Annotated in this window: 26 protein-coding genes and 2 tRNA genes; 14 read left to right on the top strand and 14 right to left on the bottom strand. The window is 45.4% G+C overall.

Features of this window, described 5'->3' with window-relative positions; translation table 11 throughout:
- From ACFO3S_RS01400 to ACFO3S_RS01365, 8 genes are all read left to right on the top strand, one after another.
- The gene (locus ACFO3S_RS01400) at positions 1–1,197 is read left to right on the top strand and encodes a response regulator transcription factor (protein ID WP_378091456.1); all 1,197 of its coding nucleotides are present in this window, start codon (positions 1–3) and stop codon (positions 1,195–1,197) included.
- A 152-nt stretch (positions 1,198–1,349) separates the two neighbouring features.
- A complete protein-coding gene (locus tag ACFO3S_RS01395) occupies positions 1,350–2,630 on the top strand; it encodes an ABC transporter substrate-binding protein (protein ID WP_378091454.1) in 1,281 nt (426 codons plus the stop codon).
- Positions 2,631–2,777: 147 nt separating this feature from the next.
- Positions 2,778–3,659 carry a carbohydrate ABC transporter permease gene (locus ACFO3S_RS01390; protein WP_378091452.1) on the top strand — a complete coding sequence of 294 codons (882 nt, stop codon included), beginning with the start codon at positions 2,778–2,780 and terminating at the stop codon, positions 3,657–3,659.
- Positions 3,656–4,471: a carbohydrate ABC transporter permease gene (locus ACFO3S_RS01385; RefSeq protein WP_378091450.1), complete on the top strand. Its 816-nt coding sequence runs from the start codon at positions 3,656–3,658 to the stop codon at positions 4,469–4,471. Before ACFO3S_RS01390 ends, ACFO3S_RS01385 begins: the two co-directional genes overlap by 4 nt.
- 19 nt (positions 4,472–4,490) lie before the next feature.
- On the top strand, positions 4,491–5,171 hold the full coding sequence (locus ACFO3S_RS01380; RefSeq protein ID WP_378091448.1) for an N-acetylmannosamine-6-phosphate 2-epimerase: 681 nt from the start codon (positions 4,491–4,493) through the stop codon (positions 5,169–5,171).
- A gap of 5 nt (positions 5,172–5,176) precedes the next feature.
- A complete protein-coding gene (locus ACFO3S_RS01375) occupies positions 5,177–6,088 on the top strand; it encodes an ROK family protein (RefSeq protein WP_378091445.1) in 912 nt (303 codons plus the stop codon).
- Positions 6,089–6,362: 274 nt separating this feature from the next.
- Positions 6,363–7,859, top strand: a complete 1,497-nt coding sequence (locus ACFO3S_RS01370) for an alpha-L-fucosidase (RefSeq protein ID WP_378091443.1) — start codon at positions 6,363–6,365, stop codon at positions 7,857–7,859.
- A gap of 336 nt (positions 7,860–8,195) precedes the next feature.
- A tRNA-Ala gene (locus ACFO3S_RS01365) sits at positions 8,196–8,271 on the top strand.
- Positions 8,272–8,498: 227 nt separating this feature from the next.
- Here ACFO3S_RS01365 and ACFO3S_RS01360 read toward each other — a convergent pair.
- The 5 genes from ACFO3S_RS01360 to ACFO3S_RS01340 all read right to left on the bottom strand — a co-directional run bounded on the left by ACFO3S_RS01360 (position 8,499) and on the right by ACFO3S_RS01340 (position 11,334).
- Complete coding sequence (locus ACFO3S_RS01360) at positions 8,499–8,978, bottom strand: hypothetical protein (RefSeq protein WP_378091441.1); 480 nt, start codon at positions 8,976–8,978, stop codon at positions 8,499–8,501.
- 21 nt (positions 8,979–8,999) lie between these two features.
- Positions 9,000–9,452, bottom strand: a complete 453-nt coding sequence (locus tag ACFO3S_RS01355; RefSeq protein WP_378091439.1) for a hypothetical protein — start codon at positions 9,450–9,452, stop codon at positions 9,000–9,002.
- 202 nt (positions 9,453–9,654) lie between these two features.
- A complete protein-coding gene (locus tag ACFO3S_RS01350) occupies positions 9,655–10,776 on the bottom strand; it encodes a tyrosine-type recombinase/integrase (protein WP_378091437.1) in 1,122 nt (373 codons plus the stop codon).
- Between the two features lie 82 nt (positions 10,777–10,858).
- The gene (locus tag ACFO3S_RS01345) at positions 10,859–11,062 is read right to left on the bottom strand and encodes a hypothetical protein (protein ID WP_378091435.1); all 204 of its coding nucleotides are present in this window, start codon (positions 11,060–11,062) and stop codon (positions 10,859–10,861) included.
- 110 nt (positions 11,063–11,172) lie between these two features.
- The gene (locus tag ACFO3S_RS01340; protein WP_378092222.1) at positions 11,173–11,334 is read right to left on the bottom strand and encodes a helix-turn-helix domain-containing protein; all 162 of its coding nucleotides are present in this window, start codon (positions 11,332–11,334) and stop codon (positions 11,173–11,175) included.
- A 277-nt stretch (positions 11,335–11,611) separates the two neighbouring features.
- Between ACFO3S_RS01340 and ACFO3S_RS01335 the strand changes: the two genes are divergently transcribed.
- Both ACFO3S_RS01335 and ACFO3S_RS01330 read left to right on the top strand, forming a co-directional pair.
- Complete coding sequence (locus ACFO3S_RS01335; protein ID WP_378091433.1) at positions 11,612–13,495, top strand: hypothetical protein; 1,884 nt, start codon at positions 11,612–11,614, stop codon at positions 13,493–13,495.
- 163 nt (positions 13,496–13,658) lie between these two features.
- A complete protein-coding gene (locus ACFO3S_RS01330; protein ID WP_378091431.1) occupies positions 13,659–14,732 on the top strand; it encodes a hypothetical protein in 1,074 nt (357 codons plus the stop codon).
- Positions 14,733–14,735: 3 nt separating this feature from the next.
- Here ACFO3S_RS01330 and ACFO3S_RS01325 read toward each other — a convergent pair whose 3' ends face one another.
- The 4 genes from ACFO3S_RS01325 to ACFO3S_RS01310 form a co-directional block, all read right to left on the bottom strand.
- A complete protein-coding gene (locus tag ACFO3S_RS01325) occupies positions 14,736–15,737 on the bottom strand; it encodes a M48 family metalloprotease (RefSeq protein ID WP_378091429.1) in 1,002 nt (333 codons plus the stop codon).
- Between the two features lie 9 nt (positions 15,738–15,746).
- Positions 15,747–15,878, bottom strand: a complete 132-nt coding sequence (locus ACFO3S_RS01320; protein ID WP_378091427.1) for a hypothetical protein — start codon at positions 15,876–15,878, stop codon at positions 15,747–15,749.
- Positions 15,879–15,905: 27 nt separating this feature from the next.
- On the bottom strand, positions 15,906–17,576 hold the full coding sequence (locus tag ACFO3S_RS01315; RefSeq protein ID WP_378091425.1) for a hypothetical protein: 1,671 nt from the start codon (positions 17,574–17,576) through the stop codon (positions 15,906–15,908).
- A 124-nt stretch (positions 17,577–17,700) separates the two neighbouring features.
- Positions 17,701–18,123: a hypothetical protein gene (locus ACFO3S_RS01310; protein WP_378091423.1), complete on the bottom strand. Its 423-nt coding sequence runs from the start codon at positions 18,121–18,123 to the stop codon at positions 17,701–17,703.
- 277 nt (positions 18,124–18,400) lie between these two features.
- Here ACFO3S_RS01310 and ACFO3S_RS01305 point away from each other — a divergent pair, with 277 nt between their 5' ends.
- Complete coding sequence (locus ACFO3S_RS01305; RefSeq protein ID WP_378091421.1) at positions 18,401–18,745, top strand: helix-turn-helix domain-containing protein; 345 nt, start codon at positions 18,401–18,403, stop codon at positions 18,743–18,745.
- Between the two features lie 11 nt (positions 18,746–18,756).
- On the opposite strand, the gene ACFO3S_RS01300 is transcribed toward ACFO3S_RS01305, so the two are convergent.
- Together ACFO3S_RS01300 and radC are read right to left on the bottom strand one after the other, a co-directional pair.
- Entirely contained in the window at positions 18,757–19,053 is a 297-nt protein-coding gene (locus ACFO3S_RS01300; protein WP_378091419.1) for a DUF960 family protein, read from the bottom strand.
- A gap of 33 nt (positions 19,054–19,086) precedes the next feature.
- Positions 19,087–19,734 carry a RadC family protein gene (gene radC, locus ACFO3S_RS01295; RefSeq protein WP_378091417.1) on the bottom strand — a complete coding sequence of 216 codons (648 nt, stop codon included), beginning with the start codon at positions 19,732–19,734 and terminating at the stop codon, positions 19,087–19,089.
- Between the two features lie 413 nt (positions 19,735–20,147).
- Between radC and kwaA the strand changes: the two genes are divergently transcribed.
- Entirely contained in the window at positions 20,148–20,741 is a 594-nt protein-coding gene (kwaA, locus tag ACFO3S_RS01290; protein WP_378091415.1) for an anti-phage protein KwaA, read from the top strand.
- The gene (gene kwaB / locus ACFO3S_RS01285; protein WP_378091413.1) at positions 20,738–21,727 is read left to right on the top strand and encodes an anti-phage protein KwaB; all 990 of its coding nucleotides are present in this window, start codon (positions 20,738–20,740) and stop codon (positions 21,725–21,727) included. The genes kwaA and kwaB overlap by 4 nt, the downstream gene beginning before the upstream one ends.
- A gap of 892 nt (positions 21,728–22,619) precedes the next feature.
- Here kwaB and ACFO3S_RS01280 read toward each other — a convergent pair.
- Genes ACFO3S_RS01280 through ACFO3S_RS01270 form a run of 3 tightly spaced genes read right to left on the bottom strand, consistent with a single transcriptional unit; the run spans position 22,620 to position 24,485 of the window.
- Positions 22,620–22,985, bottom strand: coding sequence for a GntR family transcriptional regulator (locus ACFO3S_RS01280; RefSeq protein ID WP_378091411.1), 366 nt, complete (start codon positions 22,983–22,985; stop codon positions 22,620–22,622).
- A 2-nt stretch (positions 22,986–22,987) separates the two neighbouring features.
- On the bottom strand, positions 22,988–23,638 hold the full coding sequence (locus ACFO3S_RS01275) for an ABC-2 transporter permease (protein WP_378091408.1): 651 nt from the start codon (positions 23,636–23,638) through the stop codon (positions 22,988–22,990).
- Positions 23,631–24,485 (bottom strand): ABC transporter ATP-binding protein, encoded by an 855-nt coding sequence (locus ACFO3S_RS01270; RefSeq protein ID WP_378091406.1) that lies wholly within the window; start codon positions 24,483–24,485, stop codon positions 23,631–23,633. The genes ACFO3S_RS01275 and ACFO3S_RS01270 overlap by 8 nt, the downstream gene beginning before the upstream one ends.
- A 297-nt stretch (positions 24,486–24,782) precedes the next feature.
- On the opposite strand from ACFO3S_RS01270, the gene ACFO3S_RS01265 reads away from it, so the two are divergent.
- Positions 24,783–24,858, top strand: a tRNA-Lys gene (locus tag ACFO3S_RS01265).
- The last annotated feature ends 95 nt before the right edge of the window (positions 24,859–24,953 follow it).

Below are 24,953 nucleotides of genomic sequence, written 5' to 3'. Positions count from 1 at the left end.
ATGTGGAATTTGCTTGTTGTGGAGGATGAGACGATCGTGCGGATCGGTCTTCGCAATATGATGGATTGGGAGTCGTTCGGGATCCGTTGGAAGGCCGAAGCCTCGAGCGGAGAAGAAGCTCTGCGGATTATCGAGGAGGAACAAATTCATATCGTCATTACCGATATCCGGATGCCGGTGATGGACGGGCTGGAGCTGGCCAAGGCGATCAAGCTCAAGGACGAGAGCGTTCAGGTCATCTTCTTCAGCAGCTTTGACGATTTCTCTTACGTGCAGGAGGCGGTGCGGATCGGAGTCGTCGATTACTTGCACAAGCCGACGATGGAGGAGGAGGAAATTGCCGATACGCTGAGGAAGGCGGTTCACAATCTCGAAGAGCTGGAGCCGGCGGAGCGCGCAAATCCGGAAGCCGGGCGGGCGCAGCTTCTGCGTACGCTGCTGGAGGCTTCTCCGCTGCCCGACGCTTGGGAGTCCGCTTGGCAGGCTGCCGATCTGGGCATGCTGGAATCGGGGTTTCGCATCGTTTTATTTCGTACGGTCGGCGAGTCGGAGGGCGAGGCCAAGTTCAGCCGCACCAAACTTATGTCCGTCCGGTATTTCATTGAAGAATATGTAGCCCATGAACGGGGCGGAATTGTGCTGGACAGGCCGGACAACGAGCTGGTCTGGTTCGCGCCCGAGCCGCTGGCGGACGGCGGAAGCGAGCCAATGGTCGAGGCGTACGTGTGCCGGATGGAGGATGCGCTGCTGAAGCTGCTCAACGTGCCGATCGCTTACGGCTACAGCTCGGTCTGCCATCGGGGAGACGAGGTGGCCCGAGCCTATGCGGAGGCGGCAGCAAGCTATCCGGTGCAATCCGGCAAGATCGGCGGCATCGTCAGGCTGGCCATGGATTATGTCGACGCCCACCTGTTGGAGGAAATCTCGCTGGCCAAAACTGCGGAGTCCGTTCATGTCAGCGCCGGTCACCTCAGCCGGCTGTTCGTGAAGGAGGTCGGGGAGAGCTTCGGAGAATACGTCACTTCCAAGAAAATTCAATACGCCAAACGGCTGCTCAGGGAAACGAACCGCAAAGTGTACGAAATCGCCGCCGAGATCGGATACACGAATCCTCACTATTTCAGCAAGCTGTTCAGAGACATGGTCGGCGTCACGCCTTTGGAGTATCGCAATCAGCGAGAGCATATAAACAAATGAAATCGCATCAAATTGCGTTTTTCTCGGAATTCGGACGGCTGCAGCCTGCAAAATGTTAGATTAATGTTTGAAATCGCAGGTTATTGTGGTAGTTTGCCTGACATGAAGCGTATACAATTAACCTGAAAATACTCATGTTGGGGAGGCCGACTATGAAAAAGAGAAAGTTAGCACCGCTTGTAGCGCTCGGGTTAAGCTTGATGATGCTGCTCGCCGCTTGCGGAAACAGCGCTTCCAATTCGGGCGGATCGTCTGCGCCGGCAGCAAGCGGAGATGCGTCGCAGAAGGAGCCCGTCACTTTGAAGCTGACGACCTGGAATCCGATCAGCCAGACGGTCATTGACAAGTTTAAGGAGGAGTATCCTTACATCACGGTCGAACACGACAAAGTTTACGATCAATTTCGTGAAATTATGCGCACGCGTATCGCGTCCAAAGCTGACATGGATCTGATTTGGCTGTTCCCGAACCAAGTCGTCGAGTTTTCCAGAGTCGGCGCGCTGATGGACATTACCGGAAGCCCGTGGCTGGACAATTATCTCGAAGCGGCGGTGAAGCTGGGAACGGTAGACGGCAAGACGTATGGCGTTCCTTATAACAGCCAGCCGATCATCATGTTCTACAACAAGACGCTGTTCGACAAGCTGGGCCTGTCCATTCCGAAAAACTGGGAGGAATTGATGGCGGCGAGCGAAGCGATCAAGGCGGACGGAACGGCTCCGATCGTCATCGGAAGCAAGGATGCTTGGGCAACCCAATTCCTGACGACCTCGCAGTTCGGGTTGTATCAGCAGAACAACCCCGAAGTCTTCAAGCAATTGGAGAGCGGCGAGAAAAAATGGACCGACCCGGAGTTCGCCGGACTGTTCGACGGGATGATTGAAATGGTTCAGAAGGGCTACGTGCTGGAAAACTCGGTCGGTCTGAGCTACGACCAGGTCGCCCAAGTGTTCAAAGATGGCAAAGCGGCGATGTGGCCGATGGGCGAGTGGGGGTTCAGCGAGAACTTCGACGAAAGCTTCTCCAACTTCGAACTGGGCGCCTTTATTCTTCCGGTCAACCGCGGCGACGAGCCGCTCGTGACGAACCTCGTATCCGACAACCTGTTCGTCGGCGTATCGTGGAGCAAGCATCAGGAAGAGATCAAGCTGTTCATGGAATTCATCGCCCGGCCGGAAATCGCGCAGATTTGGTCCAGCGAGGCGAAGCAGGCCGTTACCGTCAAAGGCGGCTCGTCGCCGACCTATAACAAGCTGGCCGAGCTGCTGCAGCCTCAGATCGAAGCGAATGCGGCGCAGATTTTCCCGAGCTTGACGACTTCGATGGAACCGGTGCTGTTCCCGATGCTGCAGCGTATTTTGCTCGGGCAGGATGTCGATACGTCCGAGCTGCTGAGCACCCTGCAAGCAACGCAGGATAGAGACGTCAAGTAAGCCCGCAAGGCGAGCGGCTATCCGAATCTAACAAAAGAATAAGCGGAAGCGGACATCCTGTCTTTCGCTTATTCTTTTCGCTTGTGCCGAATCTCACGACCGTCCTTGGGGGCGGCGGAACGGATCACTTGCCGAAGGGGGCGCGATATGAAAATCTTCAATTTCAGAACGTATTTGTATTTCATCGCTCCGGCGCTGCTGCTGTATTTGCTCTTCTTCGCCGGTCCGATTTTCAGCGGCCTGTATTACGGTTTTACAGATTGGAACGGTTTTTCCTTCCAGGCCAATTGGGTCGGGCTGGACAATTTCCGCGATGTATTTCGCGACCCGCTGCTCGTCACGGCGCTGAAAAATATGGCGATTCTGTCCGTGGTCGTCATTGTGCTGCAGCACAGCGCTTCGATTCTGCTTGCGGTATTGCTGGATTTGAAGCTTAAAGGCGTCGTATGGATGCGCGCCATAATCTTTTTCCCGGTCATTCTGAATACGGTTGTGATCGGTTACGTCTGGAGCTACATGTATGCGCCGATGATCGGCTTTATCCCCAGGTTTCTGGATACGATCGGCTTGCATTCGTTGGCGGCGCTCGACTGGATGGGCGACCCCAAGCTGGCGATTTACGGGATTGCTCTCGTCATGGTGTGGCAGTATACCGGCTATTCGATGATGATCTACCTGGCCGGCCTGCAGTCTATTCCCGCCGAAATCTATGAGTCCGCGAGCATTGACGGCGCAGGGCCTTGGCATAAATTCCGCAAGGTGACGCTTCCGTTGCTGCTCCCTTCGATCATTGTCAATACGGTGCTGTCGGTTATCGGCTGCATGAAAATGTTCGAGCATGTGTTCATTATGACGCAGGGCGGACCGGCGAATTCGACGCAGACGTTCGGAATCATGATCTACCAGTTCGCGTTCAAGACGTCGCAGATGGGCTACGGCACGGCGATGGCGATGATTCTGTCCGTCATGATTATCGTTGTCACCTTCATTCAGATGCGCCTGCTGGGCAGATTGGAGGCCAGATATTGAAAACGAAGCAGAAAGTGTCGGCGTACGCCGTTCTTGCGGTTGCTCTGATCATCGTGCTCGTACCGATGGCGGTGCTGTTCTCCGTATCGCTGCAGACGAGTACGTCGGTCAACCCGCTCAGCTTCCCCGCCGATCCGCAGTGGCAAAATTACGGCGAAGCGTTCCGCACGGGCAACTTGCTGAAGTATTTCGGCAACAGCGCCTTCGTTCTGGCGATGACGACCGTGGCGGCGATCGGCGTATCGGTGTTGGCCGCTTATGGTTTGCATCACGGCAAACGGTTCAAGTCCGATGCGATGTCCAGCTTTTTTCTGATGGGGCTGATTTTGCCGGCTTTCTCGGGGACGATCCCGGCGTTTCTCGTCCTGAGGGAGCTGAATCTGCTCAATACGCATCTGGGGCTTTCGTTGATCCAGATCGCTTCGGGACTGGCGCTGCCGATCTTCCTGTATGTGAACTTCTTCAAGACGGTTCCTTCCGAGATCGAAGAGGCGGCATGGATCGACGGCTGCGGGCCGTTCCGGATTTTCATGCAGGTCGTATTTCCGTTAACGCTGCCGATTACGGCGACTTGCGTCATTGTGGTGGCCATCAATTCGTGGAACGATTTCTTTAATCCGCTTGTCTATTTGTCTTCGCCGGAGATGCGCACGCTCCCGATCGGCTTGATGGCGTTCAAGAGCCAATACAATACGAATTGGCCGCAGATGTTTGCGGGGGCGGCGCTGGTGGCGCTGCCGATTATTACGCTCTATTTGTTCGTGCAGCAGTTCATTATTAAGGGTCTGGTCGGCGGAGCGGTCAAAGGCTGACGACAGAGGGAGGAGAGCTATGAATTCGAAGTTGATCGGGCGGGGACTCGTCGTGTCCTGCCAGGCGCTGGAGCATGAGCCGCTTCACGGCAGCCACCATATGGTGGCGATGGCCAGAGCGGCCCGCCAATCGGGCGCGATCGGTATTCGCGCGAACGGTACGGCGGACATTCGGGCTATTAAGACGGAAATCGGGCTGCCGGTCATCGGACTGGTGAAACGCGAGACGGCCGGCTTCGAGGTGTATATTACGCCGACGGTGGAGGCGGCCCTGGAAGTTCACCGCGCGGGCGCGGATATTGTGGCGATCGACGGAACGAGCCGTCCGCGGCCGGACGGCCTGCCGCTGGCCGACGTGCTGAAGCGGCTGAAGCAGGCGGGAGTGCGGGTCATGGCGGACATCTCGACTTACGAGGAAGGGCTGCGGGCCGCCGACTGGGGAGCCGACTACGTCTCGACCACCCTGTGCGGGTATACGCGCGAAACGCAAGAAACGGAGCTGCCGAACCTGGATCTGGTCGGCCGGCTGGCCGACGCGCTGACCGTTCCGGTCGTGGCCGAGGGCGGGATCTACGAGCCGTCGCAGGCGGTTGAAGCTTTGCGGCGGGGCGCGGCTTTCGTCGTTGTCGGTTCGGCGATTACCCGTCCGCAATGGATAACGGAACGCTATACGTCGGCAATCCGGACGTATGGGGCATAAGGCGTATGAGCGGTTGCTGGATCGGTCTTGACGTCGGCGGAACGGGCATTAAAGGCGCAATCGTCGATGAAAAAGGCGGTGTGCTGGTGCAGGAAAAGGTCGGGACGTCGGCCGCGGACGGGGCGGAGGCGATCTTCGGACAGCTGGTTCGGGTCGCCGGCAAGCTGAGGGACAGCGGGCTGAACGTCTCGGGCATCGGGATCGGCTCGGCCGGGCGCATCGATCGCGCAACGGGAACGGTGCGGTATGCGACGGACAATTTGCCGGGCTGGACGGGCATGAGATTGGCCGAGAGAATCGGCGACGCCTTCGGCCTGCCGGTGTACGTGGACAATGACGCCAATGCGGCGGCGGCGGGAGAGGGCTGGATCGGCGCGGCGGCCGGACTGCGCGATTATGCGCTCATTACGCTCGGCACGGGCGTAGGCGGGGCTCTCGTATGCGGGGGCCGCGTGTTGTCCGGCCGCAGCGGGGCTGCCGGAGAGATCGGGCACGCTTGCCTGTATCCCGGAGGCCTGCCCTGCAGCTGCGGAGGAACCGGCTGCGTGGAGCAATATGTATCGGGCACGGCATTGAACCGCATCGCTCGCGGCGTGTCGCCATCTTGGGACAGCTACAGGCTGCTGCAGGCGTTCGAAGAGGGACGCGAGGAGGCGCGCGAGGCTATGGAAGGGTTTTTCCGCGATTTGAGCCTGACGATTCGCGCCGTTCAGATGTTCATGGATCCCGAAGCGGTCGTGATCGGCGGCGGGCTGGCGGATGCGAGCGCCGTCTGGTGGGAGGCGTTCCAGCAGCGCTGGGAGGCGGAGCAGCCGTACCCGATGCCGGTTTGCCCGGCTGCGCTCGGCAATCGGGCCGGGGTGATCGGAGCGGCCAGAATCGCCATGGTCGGAGGATTCGACGACGGAAAACCATAAGCGGTCCGAAAGACGCTGCTCGAGGTCATTGCGACTGCGGTGGACGCTGCGATGGTGGCCGAGAGAGGGGGCGCGGCCCGCATCGAGCGGATCGCGGGGAGTGAGGCCCGTCGTCTTCATAGGGGCTCGGCGGTAAGAAAGGACGGCCATCCGTAGATGCCGGCAGACCCCGACCGCGTATGTCGGTTCGCGCCGTCCCGGAGCGGCTGGAACAGTTGGAGCAGTTGGAGCGCAGCCGCGCCTAATCTATGACGATAAATCGGAGGGAACCCGAATGACACTGCATCAATTGCGCATGGACAAGAAAGCGGAAATCCGCCATACGATTCAAGCCGGGCCGTTCGCGGCAGATTGGGATTCGTTGAAAAACTACAAGGTTCCCCGGTGGTACGCCGACGCGAAATTCGGCATTTTTATCCATTGGGGCGTTTACGCCGTACCCGCATTTCAGACGGAATGGTATGCCCGCAAAATGTACATCGAGGGCAGCGAGGAATACGAGCATCACCGGAAAACGTACGGCCCTCAGGAGAATTTCGGGTACAAGGATTTCATACCGCAGTTTACGGCTGAGAAGTTCGATGCGGAGCAATGGGCTTCCCTGTTCAAGCGCGCGGGAGCGAGCTTTGTCGTGCCGGTCGCCGAGCATCACGACGGCTTCGCCATGTACGACAATCCCTTCTCGGAGTGGAATGCCGCCCGAATGGGGCCGAAGCGGGACATCATCGGCGAACTGGCGGCCGCTGTGCGCCGTCATTATATGACGTTCGGCGTATCGAGCCACCGGGCCGAAAACTGGTGGTACTTCAACGGCGGAAGGCAAATTCCTTCCGACGTCCAGGATCCGAAATATGCGGACTTGTACGGCCCGGCGCAACCCTGCTACGGCGATCTGGATTATCCGCTGCCGATCGTCCAGCCGAACGAGGAATTTCTGGACGACTGGCTCGTTCGCACCTGCGATCTGATCGACCGTTACGGGCCGCAGTTGCTCTACTTCGACTGGTGGATCGAGCAGCCGGCGTTCAAGCCTTATTTGCAGAAGCTGGCGGCCCATTACTACAATCGCGCGGCGCAGTGGGACCGCGGCGTCGTCGTCAACTACAAGTTCGACGCTTTCGAGCAAGGAACGGCGGTATACGATGTGGAGCGCGGGCAATTGGAGGGCATTCACCCAGAGGTATGGCAGACCTGTACGTCCGTCGGCGAGACGGCCTGGTGTCACATTGCCGATCACAAGTACAAAACGTCGACGACGCTGATCGGCGATCTCGTCGATGTCGTAAGCAAAAACGGCACGCTGCTGCTTAATATCGGCCCCCGAGCGGACGGTACGATTCCGGAAGAGGAGCAGGCGCTTCTGCTGGAGATCGGGGAGTGGCTGTCCGTGAACGGCGAGGCGATCTACGGAACCCGGCCCTGGAAGGTCTACGGGGAAGGCCCGACCCGCATCGTCAAGGGGATGTTCAACGATACGAAGCGCCAGCCTTACGGCGCCGAGGATATCCGTTTTACGACCCGCGGCAGCCATCTGTACGCGACGGTGCTGGGCTGGCCGGAGGACGGCCGGGCGCGTATCCGGACGCTGTCGAGCAGCTCCGCCGAGTATGCGTCCGATATTCAGGCGGTGGAGCTGCTGGGCTGGAAGGACAAGCTTCAGTGGGAGCGCACGGAGGAGGGACTGATCGTCCGGCTTCCGGAGGCCTGGTCGGATCGCCCGGCGTTTTCGCTGAAAGTGATTTCGGAGCCGGACCGCAATCCGAACAAGTAAGAGGGACGGGATTCGGCGCATGCCATGTTCAGGCGTATGTCTCTTCGTTCGCCGCTGCCAGGGAGCGCGGCTCGGAGGGCCATGCGTCTGCTTTTCCCGCTCTTTCCGGCGGCGCTGAGTGACATTATTACAGCACAACGACATTTTTTCAGAAATCCGTTGACATTCCCTTCCTCGCTGTGGTAAACTCATTTTTGTCGCGAAATGATACGGGCCCTCGGCGCAGGCGAGAATGCACCGTCAGCGAAGTTATACAATTGCTTCATCGAGACCATATGGGGAATTAGCTCAGCTGGGAGAGCGCATCGCTGGCAGCGAAGAGGTCAAATTGAATACGGGGTCTTAGCTCAGCTGGGAGAGCGTCTCGCTGGCAGCGAGAAGGTCAGGGGTTCGATCCCCCTAGACTCCACCATAACGCCGGTAAAACCCTTATGTAGCAAGGGTTTTTCTTTTTTTACTCAATGTTTTCCCCCGTTATCTGAGCCTCTTTCGAATCGTTTAATTAAAACAAATTCTTATCCCCTGAACAGATTTTTAGCTGTGGTCACACTTTTGGTCACAGTAGCTATTTTTTTGAACATTTAAACATGATATTCGAGGGAGTCACCAGATGATTAAATGGCTCCTCTTTATCAATTTTCATACCAGTTCAAGTGAATTTAGTACCTGAAATACTTCCTGAGGGTACTCTAACTCAACAAACCTATCTGCCGTTACCCATAATCTAATAATACCAAGTTTATCTAACGCAAGTGATACCTCATCTAGCCTACTTCTGATTCTTGGAATATCTGGATTTGCGATCATTAATAACGTATTTCCAGAAGAGTGCTCATACTGCTTTAAGACATAAAGAATTTGATCACCTAGATGAGATTTAATCTGTCCATAGCCAAATACATATTTGTCTTGATTATTTGCCATCATTCCCTTTGATTCAACAATGATGGAATACCCATTTTTCACACCAAAAACGTCATATCCTTTTTCTTTGTCAACTGCGACTTTCTGAACGTCTACATGTTTAGATTTTAAGAAATGTGCTACCGCAGTATTAACTTCATTTTCATTCATCATAAATGGGTCAGGGCATTTTTGAGTAGGAATTCGATCTCCCATATTCACTCTCCCATTAGTAATTTACCGCTGAGATTCAAATCCTTCATATTTAGGCTTCAACATACAATGTAGCGCTGCCTCAATAAAATTCTGAACAAATACGCCAGCATTTTCATCTATTTCAATATCTACACGATCCACATTATTCTTTATCCATATTCCAACATTTTCGTTTGTAAGATTGAATCGTTCCATGCTCTTATCTTGAAGAATAGATAGTGCAAGATTACTTTGACTACTTGCGGGGTTATAGTGTTGATTCTGTAATCGTGCCTTACTCTTCTTTCCCGCCTTACCTATCTTCAGATATTCTACGCCAAATCTAAAGGTATATACGTATAGTTTATTTTCATTAAACGGTACTACATGCGGTTTGCCTCTATCTTGTATTACTAATTGATCTTCCCCTAAATGCACCCCCACTTGCCTTAATAAATGATACAATTGCTCCTTCATATCTAAAAGAGAAGACATAAAACGACACCCCAACATTCTTAAAAATGTGATTTGTTAAATGTATTCTCTATAGATTATTTAATCCCTCTATTTGTACTATTTTCGTCAGCTTAGTATCCACTGGGCTCTCAGCATTAACAACATGGCTCAATTTTATTAACAATGAGGCTCTCCCTGAATAAGATTGGCTCACTTTCATCGATATTTAGCTTGAACTGGATCAATTGAATAACATATCACCGTATTGCTTGGCGGTTTCTTTGTGAACGGATGGTAATACATGACTGTAAGTATCCAATGTAACCCGAATATCAGAATGCCCCAAAATTTCCTTAACAACCTTTGGATTGACATTCTGACTTAACATTAGAGTCGCTACCGTATGCCTAAGATCGTGGAATCGAATTTTAGGTACATCCGCTTTTTTCATTAAAATATAAAATGTACGCAGCAAGTTCCGAGGATTGATTGGCGTTCCAAGCTTAGTGCATACCACCAAGTCATTATCCTGATATTCATCCCCAGCGGACTGCTTGAGTTCATCGATTTTCTTTCGATGCTCTTTCAATTCCTCCAACGTCTTTTCGACCAACGAGATCGTTCGGGTACTCGATTTAGTCTTGGTATCCATATACAACTGCTTGCCGTCATGGCTAAGCGTTTGCCGAACGTGCAAGATACCTCTCTTCGTATCAACATCTTTCCATCTCAAGCCCAGAATTTCAGATTGCCTCATTCCCGTTGTTAATGCAAGAAGGAAAGCGATATGCAAATCATTTTTAGCGCACTTTTTCAGAAACCGAACAGTCTCGTCCAAGTTCCATACGGTCATTTCTTTACGAGGTACTTTAGGCGCTTCTGCTTCCGCAGCAGGGCTATAAGATATATACTTACGTTTCACAGCTGTTTTAAAAGAGCTTTTTACAATTTTATGAATATCTTGAATCGAGCGTTCGGACAAGCCGCTTGATTTTGAAAGATGAACATAAAATTTTTCAATCATCTGTGTCGTAATTTTCCCTATCTCTTGGTTTAGAAAATACGGCTTAATATGCTTTTTAATATTCAACTTGTAAGTTTTTAAGGTTGCATCTCTCAGTTTTAATGCTTTGCTCTCAATCCATTCTCCATCTAAAAACTCGATGTACTTTAATTTGGAATCTTTTACGTAGGTATTGTCATCGACCTGTTGCAACAGTCTCCGCATCTCTTTCATGGCTTCTTTTTCTGTTCGAAAACCGCGCCTTTTTATCTGTCTGCGCTTACCATTCTCATCCTTCCCCGCGCTTGCTACAAACCAGTAGGTTCCTTTCATCTCGTCCTTTTTCACTTTCATTTGCATCTTGATTCCTCCAAATTGGTTAATGGAAAACACAAATAAGCAGAAGCCTTGAACTTCTGCTTACAAAGCTGTCTCGAACCGACTATTTTTTTATTGGGCTGAGACCAAGTAATTCATCACGTTCCTTTCGGAGTAAATCAATTTCTTGCTTGATCTGCATCCTTCGCTCTAGCGATACTCCCCTTTGACTGAATTCCAATACAAGTTTGATATGCCGCCGCGCAATAGCGACCAATCGTTCCAGATGATACTCATCGTCCAATAGCGTCCAAAGATGGTTATTCATAAGCATCTAATCTCCAAAGGTTTGAATTTGACAAAAACAAATAAGCTGCGTCAAATAGAGCCGCAGCTTGCTTGTATAACTTAGCACTTTCTTGGAATATTCAATTAACACTACTTTTCCAATCCGCTTTGAATAAGTACGAATTCTCGCAATGCTGCTTTAGGTATCCTGTACCCTTTCATTTTGATTGATTTGATCTTCTTGCTTCTAAGTAGCTCATACACTTTGGAACGTCCGATATTCAAAGCTTCCATCACGTCATCGACAGACATAATGTCATCGTACTGAGCAAACATTTTTTCACCCTTTCCCAGAATGTAAATACTCAAAGTAATAATATATAATTGCTATCACCCAGAATAACGGCGGTTCTGGTTATCTAATTGTTTGATGAAGTTAAAAAAGAATTATTGTAAGTATATGACGTCAAATTAGATTGTTCGTAAGTAGATATTTTGTAAAAGCATTTAAAAAATCTGATTATATGATAGAATTATAGCGTTGATTTCAGATAATCAGATTTTAAAACGAATAAAGGAGTTTTTACTTATGGATAAAAATGAAATTGATATCGCGATTAAAGAATGGATGAACTCTTTCTCACAAATGGTTGAAAACACGGGGTTTGTTATTAATGAAGTTGGTGAGTTCTGTAGGTTAGGAAACCAAAAACAGATACCATTGTCCAATTTTTTATTTCGACCCGTAGAGATAATCATGAAGGTTTCTGATTCAGGAATTGTAGAGGACTATAAGTATGTTTTTGATGGCATATTGAAAAAAGAAAAGATATTGAAACCAATAGCCGTATTAAAATCCGATTTGAGCAAACCAAACTGGATACAGGAATGGGATGTATTTTGCAAGATTTACGGAAGTAAAAAACAAAATTACAGTCTGCTCCTTGATTACATCTATCAGTCTGAGAAAGGCATACCCAAACGGATAGAATACGACACAATTGGATGGCATCGATTAGAAGACAAATGGTTTTTTCTACATAGCGGCGGTGTCATTGGTGGAACTCAAAATAATAATGTTAGTACGAGCAATACCCAGTTTTTCTTTAACAAGGATGATGCTATAAGCGCGAAAGAATCATTTCTGGGAAGTTTGGATATGTTGGACATTTGCGATCATAAACTATCCTATTCCTTATTAAGTTTCTTGCTAACGTCGATCATTGCCACTCCTTTGCTGGATTCCAAAGAACTATCACCGAATTATTTACTTTGGATCGTGGGGCGTACTGGATATGGAAAGACGACCCTCTCAAATCTTTTCACCAAGATTTATAAAAAGGATAACGCAGCGCGGCCCGATGCTCATAAAACAAAAACAATTTTACCGGGGTTGGAAGAACACAAAGATTGCGTCTTTGTAATTGACGACTATGGTACATCCAAGACAAAACAAAACGAATATAGTGTCATAAACAAAGTTGAAGATATCATCCGAAATCTATCTGATAGACATTATTCAAGCAGTAATTTATCTAACGGAATGGTATTGGTTACAGGAGAATCGTTTCTTCCGCCGGATGAAAAATACGAATCGTCCAAAAAACGAATCATTAGATTAAAGATGGATAACTTGTTTAATCGAAATGACCAAGATACTTACGATGTGCAAAAAGCAGAAAAATATGACCAATTTAAAGATAGACGCTTTCTTCCAACAAGTATCATGCACTATATAGAATGGCTTAGCGTGAAGTTAAATTCGACCTTTATAGATGACTATAAAAGAGAGTTTGACGCTCTTAGAAAAGTAATTGGAGATAAGTATGGTGCTCACGGACGCTACACGGATAGTTTCGCACATCAGATTATTGCTTTTAATTTTTATATGACATATGGTAAGGAACAAGGATTCCTTACTAATGATGATTTTGTTAAAAAATGTAGCTATGCAAATCAAATTTTCGGTGATTTATTGGAAGATCAGCACAAGTCAATATTCGATATCAATGTAGAGTTGTTCTTAGACGCTCTCAAAGAACTAATACTTGAGAAGGTATTCATTGTGGCGATAAATATAGAAGAGTTAAATCTTGATCATAGGATTTATGGCGTAGTCAAGAAGGAAGAGGAACTCGTAGTACTAAAGCTGCACTGGGCCTCTGTTTATAATCTTATTGCCAAGCACCTTGAAAAATCTCATAAGTTAATCGGTCCTAAAAAATTAGCAAAGCTATTAGATGAGAACGATCTTATTTGTTTTAATGATGAAGGGAATAATACAACTCAGTATCCAGCTTGGTTTAACGGAGCCAAAACACTTCCTAGAGTCATTAATTTTAATGGAAAAATGATTCCCGATATTATTAAAGTTATTAAGAAAAATGCAGAGGAAACAGCATCGCATAAAGATTTGTTTTTGAAGAAAGTGGGAGGAAAAAAATGGGGGGACTTATTTGATTTCTTGGATTGACGCTTATCCTGAGCATATAAATATGTATTATCTTTTTTAATATGTACTTACTTTTCTTATGCTGTTAGTAGTAACGATTCGACGATCTCGTTAACTTCATAAAAAACAAAAATGCGGCAAACACAAGACCAAAGATCAAAACTATTGATTGGAGGTTTTGTTTATGCTGCACACGGTTGAAATGTTTTGTAAAATAAAATCAGATTATTATTCAGCTTTATTGAGGACTTTGCGTAAACTATCGAAATTGTATAAAGCTAGGTGCTATGATAAGAAAAACCTGACCCATTGTGAGCTACTTAAAAACAATGGGCTCAACCTAACTTTAAAGCGTATAGAACTTGAAGATGGAATCAGCTACAGCGCACTAGAAATAATTATGAATCCAGCAAGACTCTTGAACGAAAACGAGTATTTTCAATTGACGGATTTACATCATTATGAAGCTATCGAAAAGGCATTTGAAAAAGTGTTCAAACCAATAAAAATAGGATTTGAACGGGATAAAAAAAATAAGCATATCAAATTTAAGTTACACAAGATCAGTTCATATAATTTTAAAAGGGTGGATTTCGCAGTCAATATTATTACTGAACATATTGAGCTTTATATGCGGTTAATCAGGCGTGCAAATATCCCCGAAGGCTTCCATCTATTTGACATGCCTGATCTAGTAAGTAAGCGTAGAAAACCACCCAAAGATAGCTTTTATATAGTGCATAAAAACAAGAAAGGGAACAAAACGGTGACTGTTACCTGCTATAACAAAGGGGCACAGTTAAAGAGTGAGAATTTACCATTCGATGAAGAGAAGGTAATGTATGCACTACGATTTGAGGTTCAATGTGAGTACGGCAAGACTTATAATCTTACAAGGAACATAGAGTTCTCCCAGAAAGGATTCTTGTATTTTTTGAGTAGAGATGTATCTGAAAACATTCTGAATTTTTATTTCAAAAAAACTATTGGTTACGGCGATTATTACACATTACCGAAAGCCAAGGAAATTATTCAAAGCAAACGATTAAAAACAGAGAAGAAACATGCTCTTTTGAAAACTCTTGAGCAGGTGAATGAAAAAAGAAGAATTTGGAAAGCCAGAGATATGGTCTCTAATAAACGTGAATTTGACAAGCGCATAAAAGAACTTCATAAGTTGGGAGTTAATCCCGTGACGATACCTGTTCGATGGAACGTTGATTATTTACCTTGCCTTTTTGAATTGATTGAGATGTGAGTTTTATTTCATTTTCCTTTCTATGTACTTGATTCTTCTCTTCCAGTTAGGATGAGTAGAAAAAATGTCCAGAAATGAATAGTTGCCGATAAAAGCCATTGTTGCATGTTCAGTATTATTTTTGGGCATTTCTATGCTTGAGAATTCTCGTAACATCTTCAAGGCTTTTTCTTTACCCATAATTTTCGCGGCGGCATAGTCTGCTCTAAATTCACGTCTTCGTGAATACGATAATATGATAAGCTTTACAATTCCCATTGCTATAATATCAATCAGGAACCCTGCTAAGAACTGTATCACATAAGATACATTTCTGATATTAAAGTAATCTTCAATGAGGACTGCGATAGGCCACATAAGTATTTTTTTTGGGAACGTCAATATCATACTTGAAACGTAAAGGAAGCAATTCAGGAATGTCTGGTTTCTCATATCATTGCTTACGACATGACCAAACTCATGAGCTACTAACGCTAAGACTGATTCCTCAGAAAAATATTGGATAGTTGCAGAGTTTACAACGATCAGAGCTTTATTTCTCGAAGCTCCCATTGCATAAGCATTTACAATGGGGGTTTCCTGAATGGCAAACATTGGCGGCTTCTTTAGTTTAGCTTTATACGATAATTCAAGTACGTACAAATAAATCCGTTTCTCAAATACCGAGCCTAAAAATTCTCCGTTCTTGTCAAAACCCAATACTCTGATATTCTTATCCTGCAAATACCGATCTCTGAATCTATTGAGACTAATGACGGCTCCTATGATTTGAATTGCTGCGAAGGCTGGATAGATGTAGATGAAGGTACCAAATGAAATTACAGTAAGTGTTGCAAACGAGGCGACGAGAGATAAAACAAGCAGCACGAAAAATGTCCATCTAACTTTTGCAATTTTCAATTCCCCGGTTTTGAATTCCAATTGTTCTGGATATTCCTTTCCCATAACCCTTAGCATTGTATTCGTTCCTTTCTTTAATGGCGGAAAACATCTGTTCTCCGCCATTATCAACTTTCAGGTATCGTCCCTGATTGGCTTATGCTCACTGGTGAGCTTTTCTATTTCCTGATCTATAAGATCAAGAAATGATTTAACATGAGCGTCAATGATTTCCGAATTATTCACAGTTGGCGGGGTTGTGTCCATGTATCCATCCTCCTGATTACGTACAAATCATCCCTTTGAAGTTTTGGCATTTTCAAATGCTTTTTGAGACTGGTTCAATTCACTCAAAACGGTATCAAAGTTTCCGCCCTCCCAAGTTTCCCATCGGGGATCTTTCGCCACCTCAGCGAGTACTTTTTTCAAGTCCAACAGATACTTGCTTATTGCTTTCTCCGTTGCAGCTATAGATTTTTGGTAGGTTGAATTAAAGTCTTTATCTGTTACAATTTTATGATGAGCATTGACTAGATACGTTCCAACCAGATCAACGAAGTCTAGTGCCGTTTCTGGGTTTAATTCCCCTGATGTAAACGGTTCGCCAGAACTCTTATAGAGTCTCATACTCTCAGTAAACCCGTTGGCATCTAGTTTCAATCGATCAATGTTTTTCTCTATTTCGGGAGAATAGAATTCTTTAATCTTCTTATCGTGGCGTTCCTTGGTGTCCTTTAAAACAGCGAGCAAGTTATCAATAGTTGTCTCATCCCAGAGTTTAACTGTTTTCCACTCTTTGTATTGCTTCTTATATCTCTCGACTTCATCGAAGAAAAATTGGAAAGTGTCTTGGACAGTTTTAAAATTCTTCTTATCATCCTCATTTAATTTGTCGTAAAATGGCATATGATCAACCTGAAGCATAAAACCTTCGGCGACATTGCTTATCGCTTTAAGTCGTATTTCAGCTTCCGTTTTTGGCGCTCTTTCTTCGAGCGCTTTATCAAGAGCTTTCCCATAATATTCTAAGATGGCATCGTTTAAAGACTTCTCTAATTGAGATTTCGGACGATTTTTAGGATCACTATACATAATGTCAGATAGAGTTTTTTTGCCTGAATTATTTGAACCAGGGACTTCTTGAGGACTATTGTATGAATCATTTTGAAGATTGCCCTTATACCCATACTCATATTCTTCATATGAATAAGGATGTATATCTTCTACTACGACAGAAGGAATTGAATATTCATTTCCCCCAAATTCGTTTTCATACGATACGTTCTTGGAACCGACTATATAGCCAGTTGCTATATAAGGATTGTTTGTCGAAACTCCAAGTCCGTCCGTTTTCATAGATAGTACATTGATGTCAAGATTGTCAGCCCTTGATGCTCCTTCAATTAAAAAATCAATGCTACTTCTAATGCCCTTATATTTTGGATTTACGTCTACGGTATACGGAAGTCCGATAAAGGTAATTTCCGTTCCGATTAGGGATTTTATCTCGGAATTTCTGAACAATTCATTTAACGCTATAGAATCTTTCATAGTATCGGAGTTGGGATACTTCCCGCTAGAAATAAGGCTCGTTGCATAATCAACGTTATTGTCACCAAGAGCAATATCTACAATAGAAGTATCCCAAGTTGGCTTTTTAACGACTTCCTCGACTTCTTTGGTTTCTCCTTTAACTGGTTCTGTTGCAGGAGTTTCTTTTACGGTATCTGGTTGAGGTTTTTTACTATCGGATAATTGAATATCAGATGCGTTAACGGAAAGAATGATCGTGGTAGCAGTTAATATAAGCAGAACAATTAATATCACTGGATAGATTGTCAAAACTGATCTACGAGAGGCCATCTTTTTGGGTAATACCAACGAAGGTTTAATCAAACCAATTAAACCCACTCCAAGTACTGCTACCATTAGAGTAACTAAAAGCAACGTTAGTTCGGATGCCACTTTGATTCTCTCCCTTGTTATAATGAATTTTATCGTTCAATAACGGGTTCTTAACCTAATAAATACAAATAGTTCAAAGCTGAAAGTCGCTCGAAAAATTGATGGCTCATTCAACTTTCTCTATCTATGGTGACGGTTGCATTTCAATTATCCGTTCGCATACCTTGTAACATTCATCAATATGGGAATTGCCCAAATATTTCATAGCACCAAAACTAATTCCGGCTGAAACCGCTTGCCCTACAATAGGAACATATTTAGTAGCCTGCTTGACTGTTATTCTGACTCCGGCCTTTTTCAGCAAGGATATTACGAGTTCTTTGGTGATTACTTTGCCAATCAACCTACTCCCGATTGAGGAAATAATGACAAGAATTTTGCCTTTGATCGCTGAGTCCAATTGTTCAATCTGTTCGGGGGATAGCCCAAACCTTCTATTGATTGCCGGGAGAAGTTCAAGCATAATAGCAACATCTGCTCCCACATCAACTCCCGGCACCGGAACCGCCGCGGCTGCTGCCGAAACAGTCGCCCGTTTATTAACCATCGATTTGCATTCTTTTTTTATCCGGTCTAGTTCTACTATCGTTCTAGGAAGCATACTCGTTTCACGACACCCTCTCAATAATCCATAGTTCTTTTATCCTAAATCTTATCATACGCAGTCCCTAAATTTGCCACAATACAATAAAAGTATACTGAATTCGACAACTCTAATCAATGCCTATAGACGCTGTAAAATATAGCGTCTATAGGGCGTTGTTATCGTTAATTGCACCATCTATCGTTTCCTTAAGAAGATTGGAATAGATAGAGGTGTTCTTTTGAAGCATATTACGTTATTTGTCGGTGACAATATAAGAACGTTACGGAAAGAAAGAGGCTTGAGTCAGGAACAACTTGCTTTAAAAGCCGGAATGAATACCAGCTATATTGGACAAGTCGAGCGCGGCGAAAAATCAGCCACCATTGATAGCTTGGATAAGATAGCAAAGGCTTTGGATATCGAATTGGAGCAATTGTTCCGTTTTGATGTGAACGTTTCGGAGAGAAAGACGATGACTGTTCTTGAAAAGATTAATTATGAACTTGGAGGCAGAACGGAGAAAGAGCAAGAAGAGGTTTATCAATTCATCAAGCAATTATTAAGATTCCGCGATAATCGATGAGATAACGCGCTCTAACTTGATAATATCAGCATAAAGCATTCGGATACATTGTCTACAACGATTACTTTTGCAGTATATGTACGCTTTAACGTTAAAATCTGTTCCTTGCGATAATAGGGATTTTGTTGCTGCTGGACTATTTTTTGCTGAAAAGTACCATTTTGCACAATACCCTTTAGTTCAAAAAACTGTGTCCGATCTTTCTGAGGTACATCCATCGTTTCGACCATATACCAAAGCAAATTTTGCAGCCAAGAAGGAATCTCCTCTTGTACTTGTTTGGATACTATTTTTCTTCCAGTAAACAATCGGGGCACCTCCCTAATGTTAAATGGCGCTTATTAGTGTACAAATGAATCACTTGTTGAGATTGAACTTTCCTCCATTACTCCCATTTCACGTAAACTTGTAAATTGCTTGCCGCCAATTATTATGTGATCGAGAACTTCAATTCCGACTATCTTCCCCGCGCTGACAAGACGCTTAGTTAAGCTAATGTCTTCTGGTGAAGGGGAACAGTCTCCGCTTGGATGATTATGCGCACATATCAGCGAGGCGGAACAACGCTTAATTGCTGATCGAAATACTTCTCTGGGATGTACGATGCACGAATTAAGCGAACCGATAGAGATGATTTCTTTGGCGATAACGCGATTCTTCGTATTTAAAAATAGGCATACGAAATGTTCCTTGTTTAAATACCTGAATTCCGGTTCAATCAAGTCAAATGCATCTTTCGGACAGCTAATATTGTAGCGTTCCGGCATTGGGATGGTGAGCGTCTGGGCAAGCTTTAGAATGGCGCTAATCTGACGCGCTTTGCCTTTTCCAATACCATGAATATGAACTAATTGCTGCTCGGAAGCATCCATTAATTCGATTGTAGTCGGGAAGTGCTCGAATAACTGCTGGATGGTATAACTGTCTGTGCTTTCCCTTAACGATTCGGAAATCAGCCTTTTCAATTCTTCCATACGATACTGGTTCATAGAATTGCCTCCATATATTTGTATCTTGAAAACAAACGTATAAAAGCCGAACACGTCAAAGCGTGTCCGGCTGGCTTACCAAATGAGTGAACTTCTCTTACGTAATTTTCTTCATAAATTTATTTCCATTTAACTCATCTCCTTTGATTGTGCGGCTTATAGGAATCTTTTATATAATATATAATTCAAATATAAAGCGATTACAGCTTCAAAATATTACTTTTTCTGACTGGTTGTTATCCATTAAATCCAAATTGTAAATGATAATTATGATCGAAAAAAGGAAATTCATGTGTTATTGTGGAATAGGGTAGGAGAGTGGTAGTGAGGAATATATCTCTTTTACTTTGCAGAATGACAAATTTGATCAAAAGACAGTATCGCAGACATTAAGAGGTACGAGGTATAGTTGTATGGAGAATAATCAGGATAATATCCGCATGAAAGTACGGTTTTATATAATGTCACTGTGGTTGCTTTTTGTTTTGATTTTCTTACTCACTGTTGATATTCCTTTTTCCTTTGAAACTGATGCAAAATTCGTAGGAATTGTACCTTTACTAAAACGAAATGTGCTTCCGCTTATAGCCGCCATCTTGTCTATTGTTAGTTGGCTATTAACCCAAAAAACTAAATATGAATGGGCGGGTGTAACCAATCCACCGTATACAATTGTAAGCATAAAAAATGAGAATTACGAGTACCTTACCTTCCTCACGACTTATATTATTCCGCTCATTTGTATTGATTTGAGTAATGTACGGTTTATATTGGTTTTAGGAATACTGCTTATTTTAATTGGCTCAATCTTTGTTAAGATGGATTTATACTATGGGAATCCCACTTTGGCATTACTAGGATACAGATTATATCGTGCTGAGATACAAGGGTTAAACGATCCTAACGGTATTATACTCATTTCAAAAGATAGACTGTCACGCGGCACAGCAATTGAGTGGATAAAGATTGAAAATAATGTATGGGTAGCAAGGGAGAATAGAAGATGACTCCAGAAGAACTCAAAACTAAAATCAGTAGCGTAGTTAGTAGTCCATATTCAACTCAGGTTTATCTCGTTCTAAAACAAGACGATAACCTGCAACTGAAATTGGCAGATATCGAAAGAGATAGTGATACCGAAAGAGAAAGTACAGAAACAGAGATTACTTCTCTTTTTAGTGGCTATATCAAAAGCCTGATTGTAGATAAAGAAGATTTAGTTCTTTGTGAATTATCTACAGCAGACGAACGTAACGATGCGATTTATCATTACGATTATGAGGAATATCCAGAAGAGCTAGGCTTATTCCTTAATTTTGATATAGAAAGTGCGATCAAGGGTGACAAATTTGATTTTTCACAAGATGATCTGAGCAAACTTTACGGATATATAATTTACTTGGGTTCAATGGAAAGCGGCATCGTGTTATTTAAAAAGCACTACCCTGTTTCTTTAATAAAACGTGATAGTTTTCTGCTTGGTGCCATAAAAAGTAAGAACCGATTTGAGAAAATCGCAGGTGAGGATATTATTAGGCTTAACGGTACAGCACAACTAATTCGCGTTGAGGGAGAAATATTTGTTACCGACCTGACTGTCCTTGAACGGAACTTTGGCTTCAATAAGCTCATATTTAAGGCAGCAGAAGATACAATTCAGGCAATCGAACAACTTGCTTTAATTGAAGATATACAAGTCCTCAAAGACGCTGCTGAAGAATCAACATTTGCACGTAAGTTGTCTAAGGTAAAAAAGTCTTCCCCAATTATAAAGTTGAACATTCCAAAAGAAGTAATCATAGAATTTACGAAGAATACAAATGAGCTTGCAGGCAAGTTTAAATATAGTGAAGATGGGAATACAATTAGGCTCGATACAAAAAAATCTAAAGAAGCGTTCCTCAAACTGATGAACGATGCTTTTCTTCGTTCTGAGCTTACGAAACAATATTACGAGGTGTTAGCGAAAGATAATATAACTCAAGTAAGCTAAGATAATGATAGCTATCTTAGGGCAATATCTTGATAAAAACATAAAGCCGAACTCTTGAGCGTGTCCGGCTTGCATAGCCGAGTGAATAAGAGCATTTTTAGATTAACTGCCCAGCGATCAACAGGATAATATAGATGAAGAATATTCGCACATATATTCGCAAAAACTACTATATAGCAGATATAGTTGGTCACTATTTTGGTCACACTTTTTCTTTTTCTGGAACATAGAAACTCACAGCAAGTAGACATAAATGCCGACGAAGCCTTACTGAGCATAGTAATTAAGTCGCGCACGTATACACCCCAGAACCCCATCTCTCCACTGGCAGCGATGAGGTCAGGGGTTCGATCCCCCTATTCTCCACCATACTATTTAATCAGATCACTCCATTGCTGGGGTGGTTATTTTATTTGGCAGAGAAGGGCCCGCGAGCCCCGGAGGAGGAGGCGTTCCGCACGGACGGAGCATATGCAGAACTGTCGGAGTGTCTTCGAACGGACGCGCGCGGCGTTTCATTCTACCGTAACGTTTGTTCGTTTGTCATCTTGTCACTGACCACGGCTGTAACGGATCTGAGCGACCTTATTTTAATGAATATGCGCCAAATTACAAGCTAACGGATCTGAGAGCCGCTATTTAAGCCATTTGTTGTAAAAAGCGCTTAAACGGCATCCATAACGCTTCTGAGAACCGTTAGAATTTATTCTCGGCCGTTTTTGGCCGAATAAGCGCTCTCAGAACCGTTAGCCTCATCTATGTTGCTGCAGCGATGCGGTCAGGGGTTCGATCCGTGCCCATAAGAGGCGTGTTTTTTCGCGTATGGCGGAGCGGAGTCGGCCTCGCACATGGAGGAAGCCTGAAGGGGATGGTCCGGGCGAGCTCCGCCCCTTCAATAAACTTCCTTCATGAGCTCATAAACTTCCTCGATCGTCAGGCCGAACGATTTGTAATAGGAAGCGTCGATCGCCATCTGCTTCGAAATCATTTCGTTGCGCTTCTGAAGCATCTCGTCGGGGCTAAGCGGAGTGACAAAACAGCCTTTGCCGGTGACGGTATAAATTAAGCCGCATCGCTCAAGCTCTTCCCAAGCTTTCTTTACGGTAATGATGCTGACCTGGAGCTCCGTGGCCGCATGTCGTATGGGCGGCAAGCCAAAGCCGCTTTCCAGCTCGCCCTTGAGAATCTGAGCGCTGATTTGTTCAAACAGTTGTTGATAGATCGGTTTCTCGGAAGTATTCGAGATCGCAATGTTCATTATTATTCCACTTTCTCAAACCGCTTTTTGGAAATAGAATAAGCGATCATCGTAAATATTGCAAAAATCGCCATTCCCGCAAGCAGAATCGAAAGCTGAATCCCCGCATTTTCCGCGCCGGAGCCTTTGAATAGATCGGATACGAACGGGTTCTGTATGCCCAGCCACTCTGCGCCTACGGCAAACAGGATCGCCGCTGTAATGGATACGATAGCTGCAGCGCCGTATTTATACGCCGTCTTGTAATACATCGGGATAAAAAAGAGATTAAAGATCGCCAGCATGACGAAGCATAGTCCCCAGAACCCGAAGGACGGGGAAAAGAAATGATAGATCAAATCCGGATACAAGCGGACGCTGATCATGCCGTAAATTACGGCGGTGACCACATGCAACAACTCCAGGATGACGACAAATAATATTTTGGCCTTCACCATGTCATTTTTCGTTACGGGCAGCATGCTGGTGAACATGAAGTCGTTCTGGCTTTTATACCCCCCGAACAAATTCGGTATCGTAATAAAACAAAAGTACAGGATGACGAGGAAGTACAGCCAGCCCGGAATTAACATTAAAGCGCCAGTCAAAAAGGGCAGTACATAGAAGAAAGGACTTCCGCCCAGCTTAAATTCCTTCATCAATAAGTTATACATGCGCAGCCTCCTTCTTCGAGACGTAGATCATAATTTCCTCCAGATTAGGGATGGCTGATTTCAGCGGCAAAGACGGATCGAGGTCTCGGGAATGAATCAGGCCTGTAAAGCCGAATGAATTGATTTTGTAGGAAATCAGCCGGTCCTTGACCGTCTCCAACTGCTCTTTTCTCCCGTTCAGCAGACGATACGAATCGATAAACTCGTCTTTCTCCGCGCTGTTGACGATTTGTCCGTTGTGAATGTAGGTAATATAATCGGCGCATTTCTCCAAATCGGAGGTGATATGGGTTGAAAAAAGGATGCTGATCTCGCCGTCCTTCACCAGTTCCCGGAAAATGTCCAGCAGGCTGTCTCGCGCAACCGGATCAAGTCCGCTGGTCGGCTCATCCAGAATAAGAAGCTTGGCGCCGTGCGACAAAGCCAGAGCCAGGCTGTATTTGACTCTCATGCCGGTCGATAATTCGGCGATTTTTTTACTCTCCATCAAGTTGAACTTTTTCAGATACATGGAGTAGGTTGCATCGTCCCAGTTGCGATAGAACGGTTTGATCACGCTCGTCAACGTTTTGATGGTGTTGCGGGGATAGAAATGGATGTCCCCGAACGCTGAGCCTATTTCTTGTTTCAATTCGATTTCGTGCTCGGCCATATTTTTGCCCCAGATTCGAATCTCGCCGCGATCCGGACGAATCAAATTCAAAATGGATTTGATCGTGGTCGTTTTTCCTGCGCCATTGGCTCCGATAAATCCCATAATATAACCTTTTTCCAGCTGAAAAGACACGTCTTTTAAATGAAAGTGCTCGTATTTCTTATTCAAGTTTCGAATCTCCAAAGCCAGCATGTCGTACCTCCGCTTCTAATTGTGTATGTTGTGCATACACAATATATCATTGCCGGCGTTCGAGTGTCAACTCGTACGGTTTCGGATCCCGGACGGGTTAGAAGGACGGAACCGGGCTTCGGTCTGTCTAGGGTCGAAGAAATCGGCCCTGCTAAACGGAACGATAGCCTCGTGTTGACAACGACGTCTTGTCCGTATTATAATTGTGGATGTGAAAAATGGACCGCCACGGCAGAGCGGTTCACTGGCAGTCCAGAGGTCGGCGGTTCGTTCCCGTCAGGTTTGCCAATCTTGCAAGGGTTCTTAGCTCAGTTGGCAGAGCAGGTGACTCTTAATCATCAGGTCCAGGGTTCGAGCCCCTGAGAACCCACCAGACTATTCTGAAACGAAACGGCAGAGCTTCTGCCGTTTTTTTGTGATTCAGAAAGGATCAAATTCGCTATCCTGATCTGAATCCCCTCCGACAAA

It is taken from the genome of Cohnella hongkongensis, assembly GCF_042654645.1.
Taxonomy (GTDB): domain Bacteria; phylum Bacillota; class Bacilli; order Paenibacillales; family Paenibacillaceae; genus Cohnella; species Cohnella hongkongensis.
This window is presented reverse-complemented; position numbering and strand designations above follow the sequence as displayed.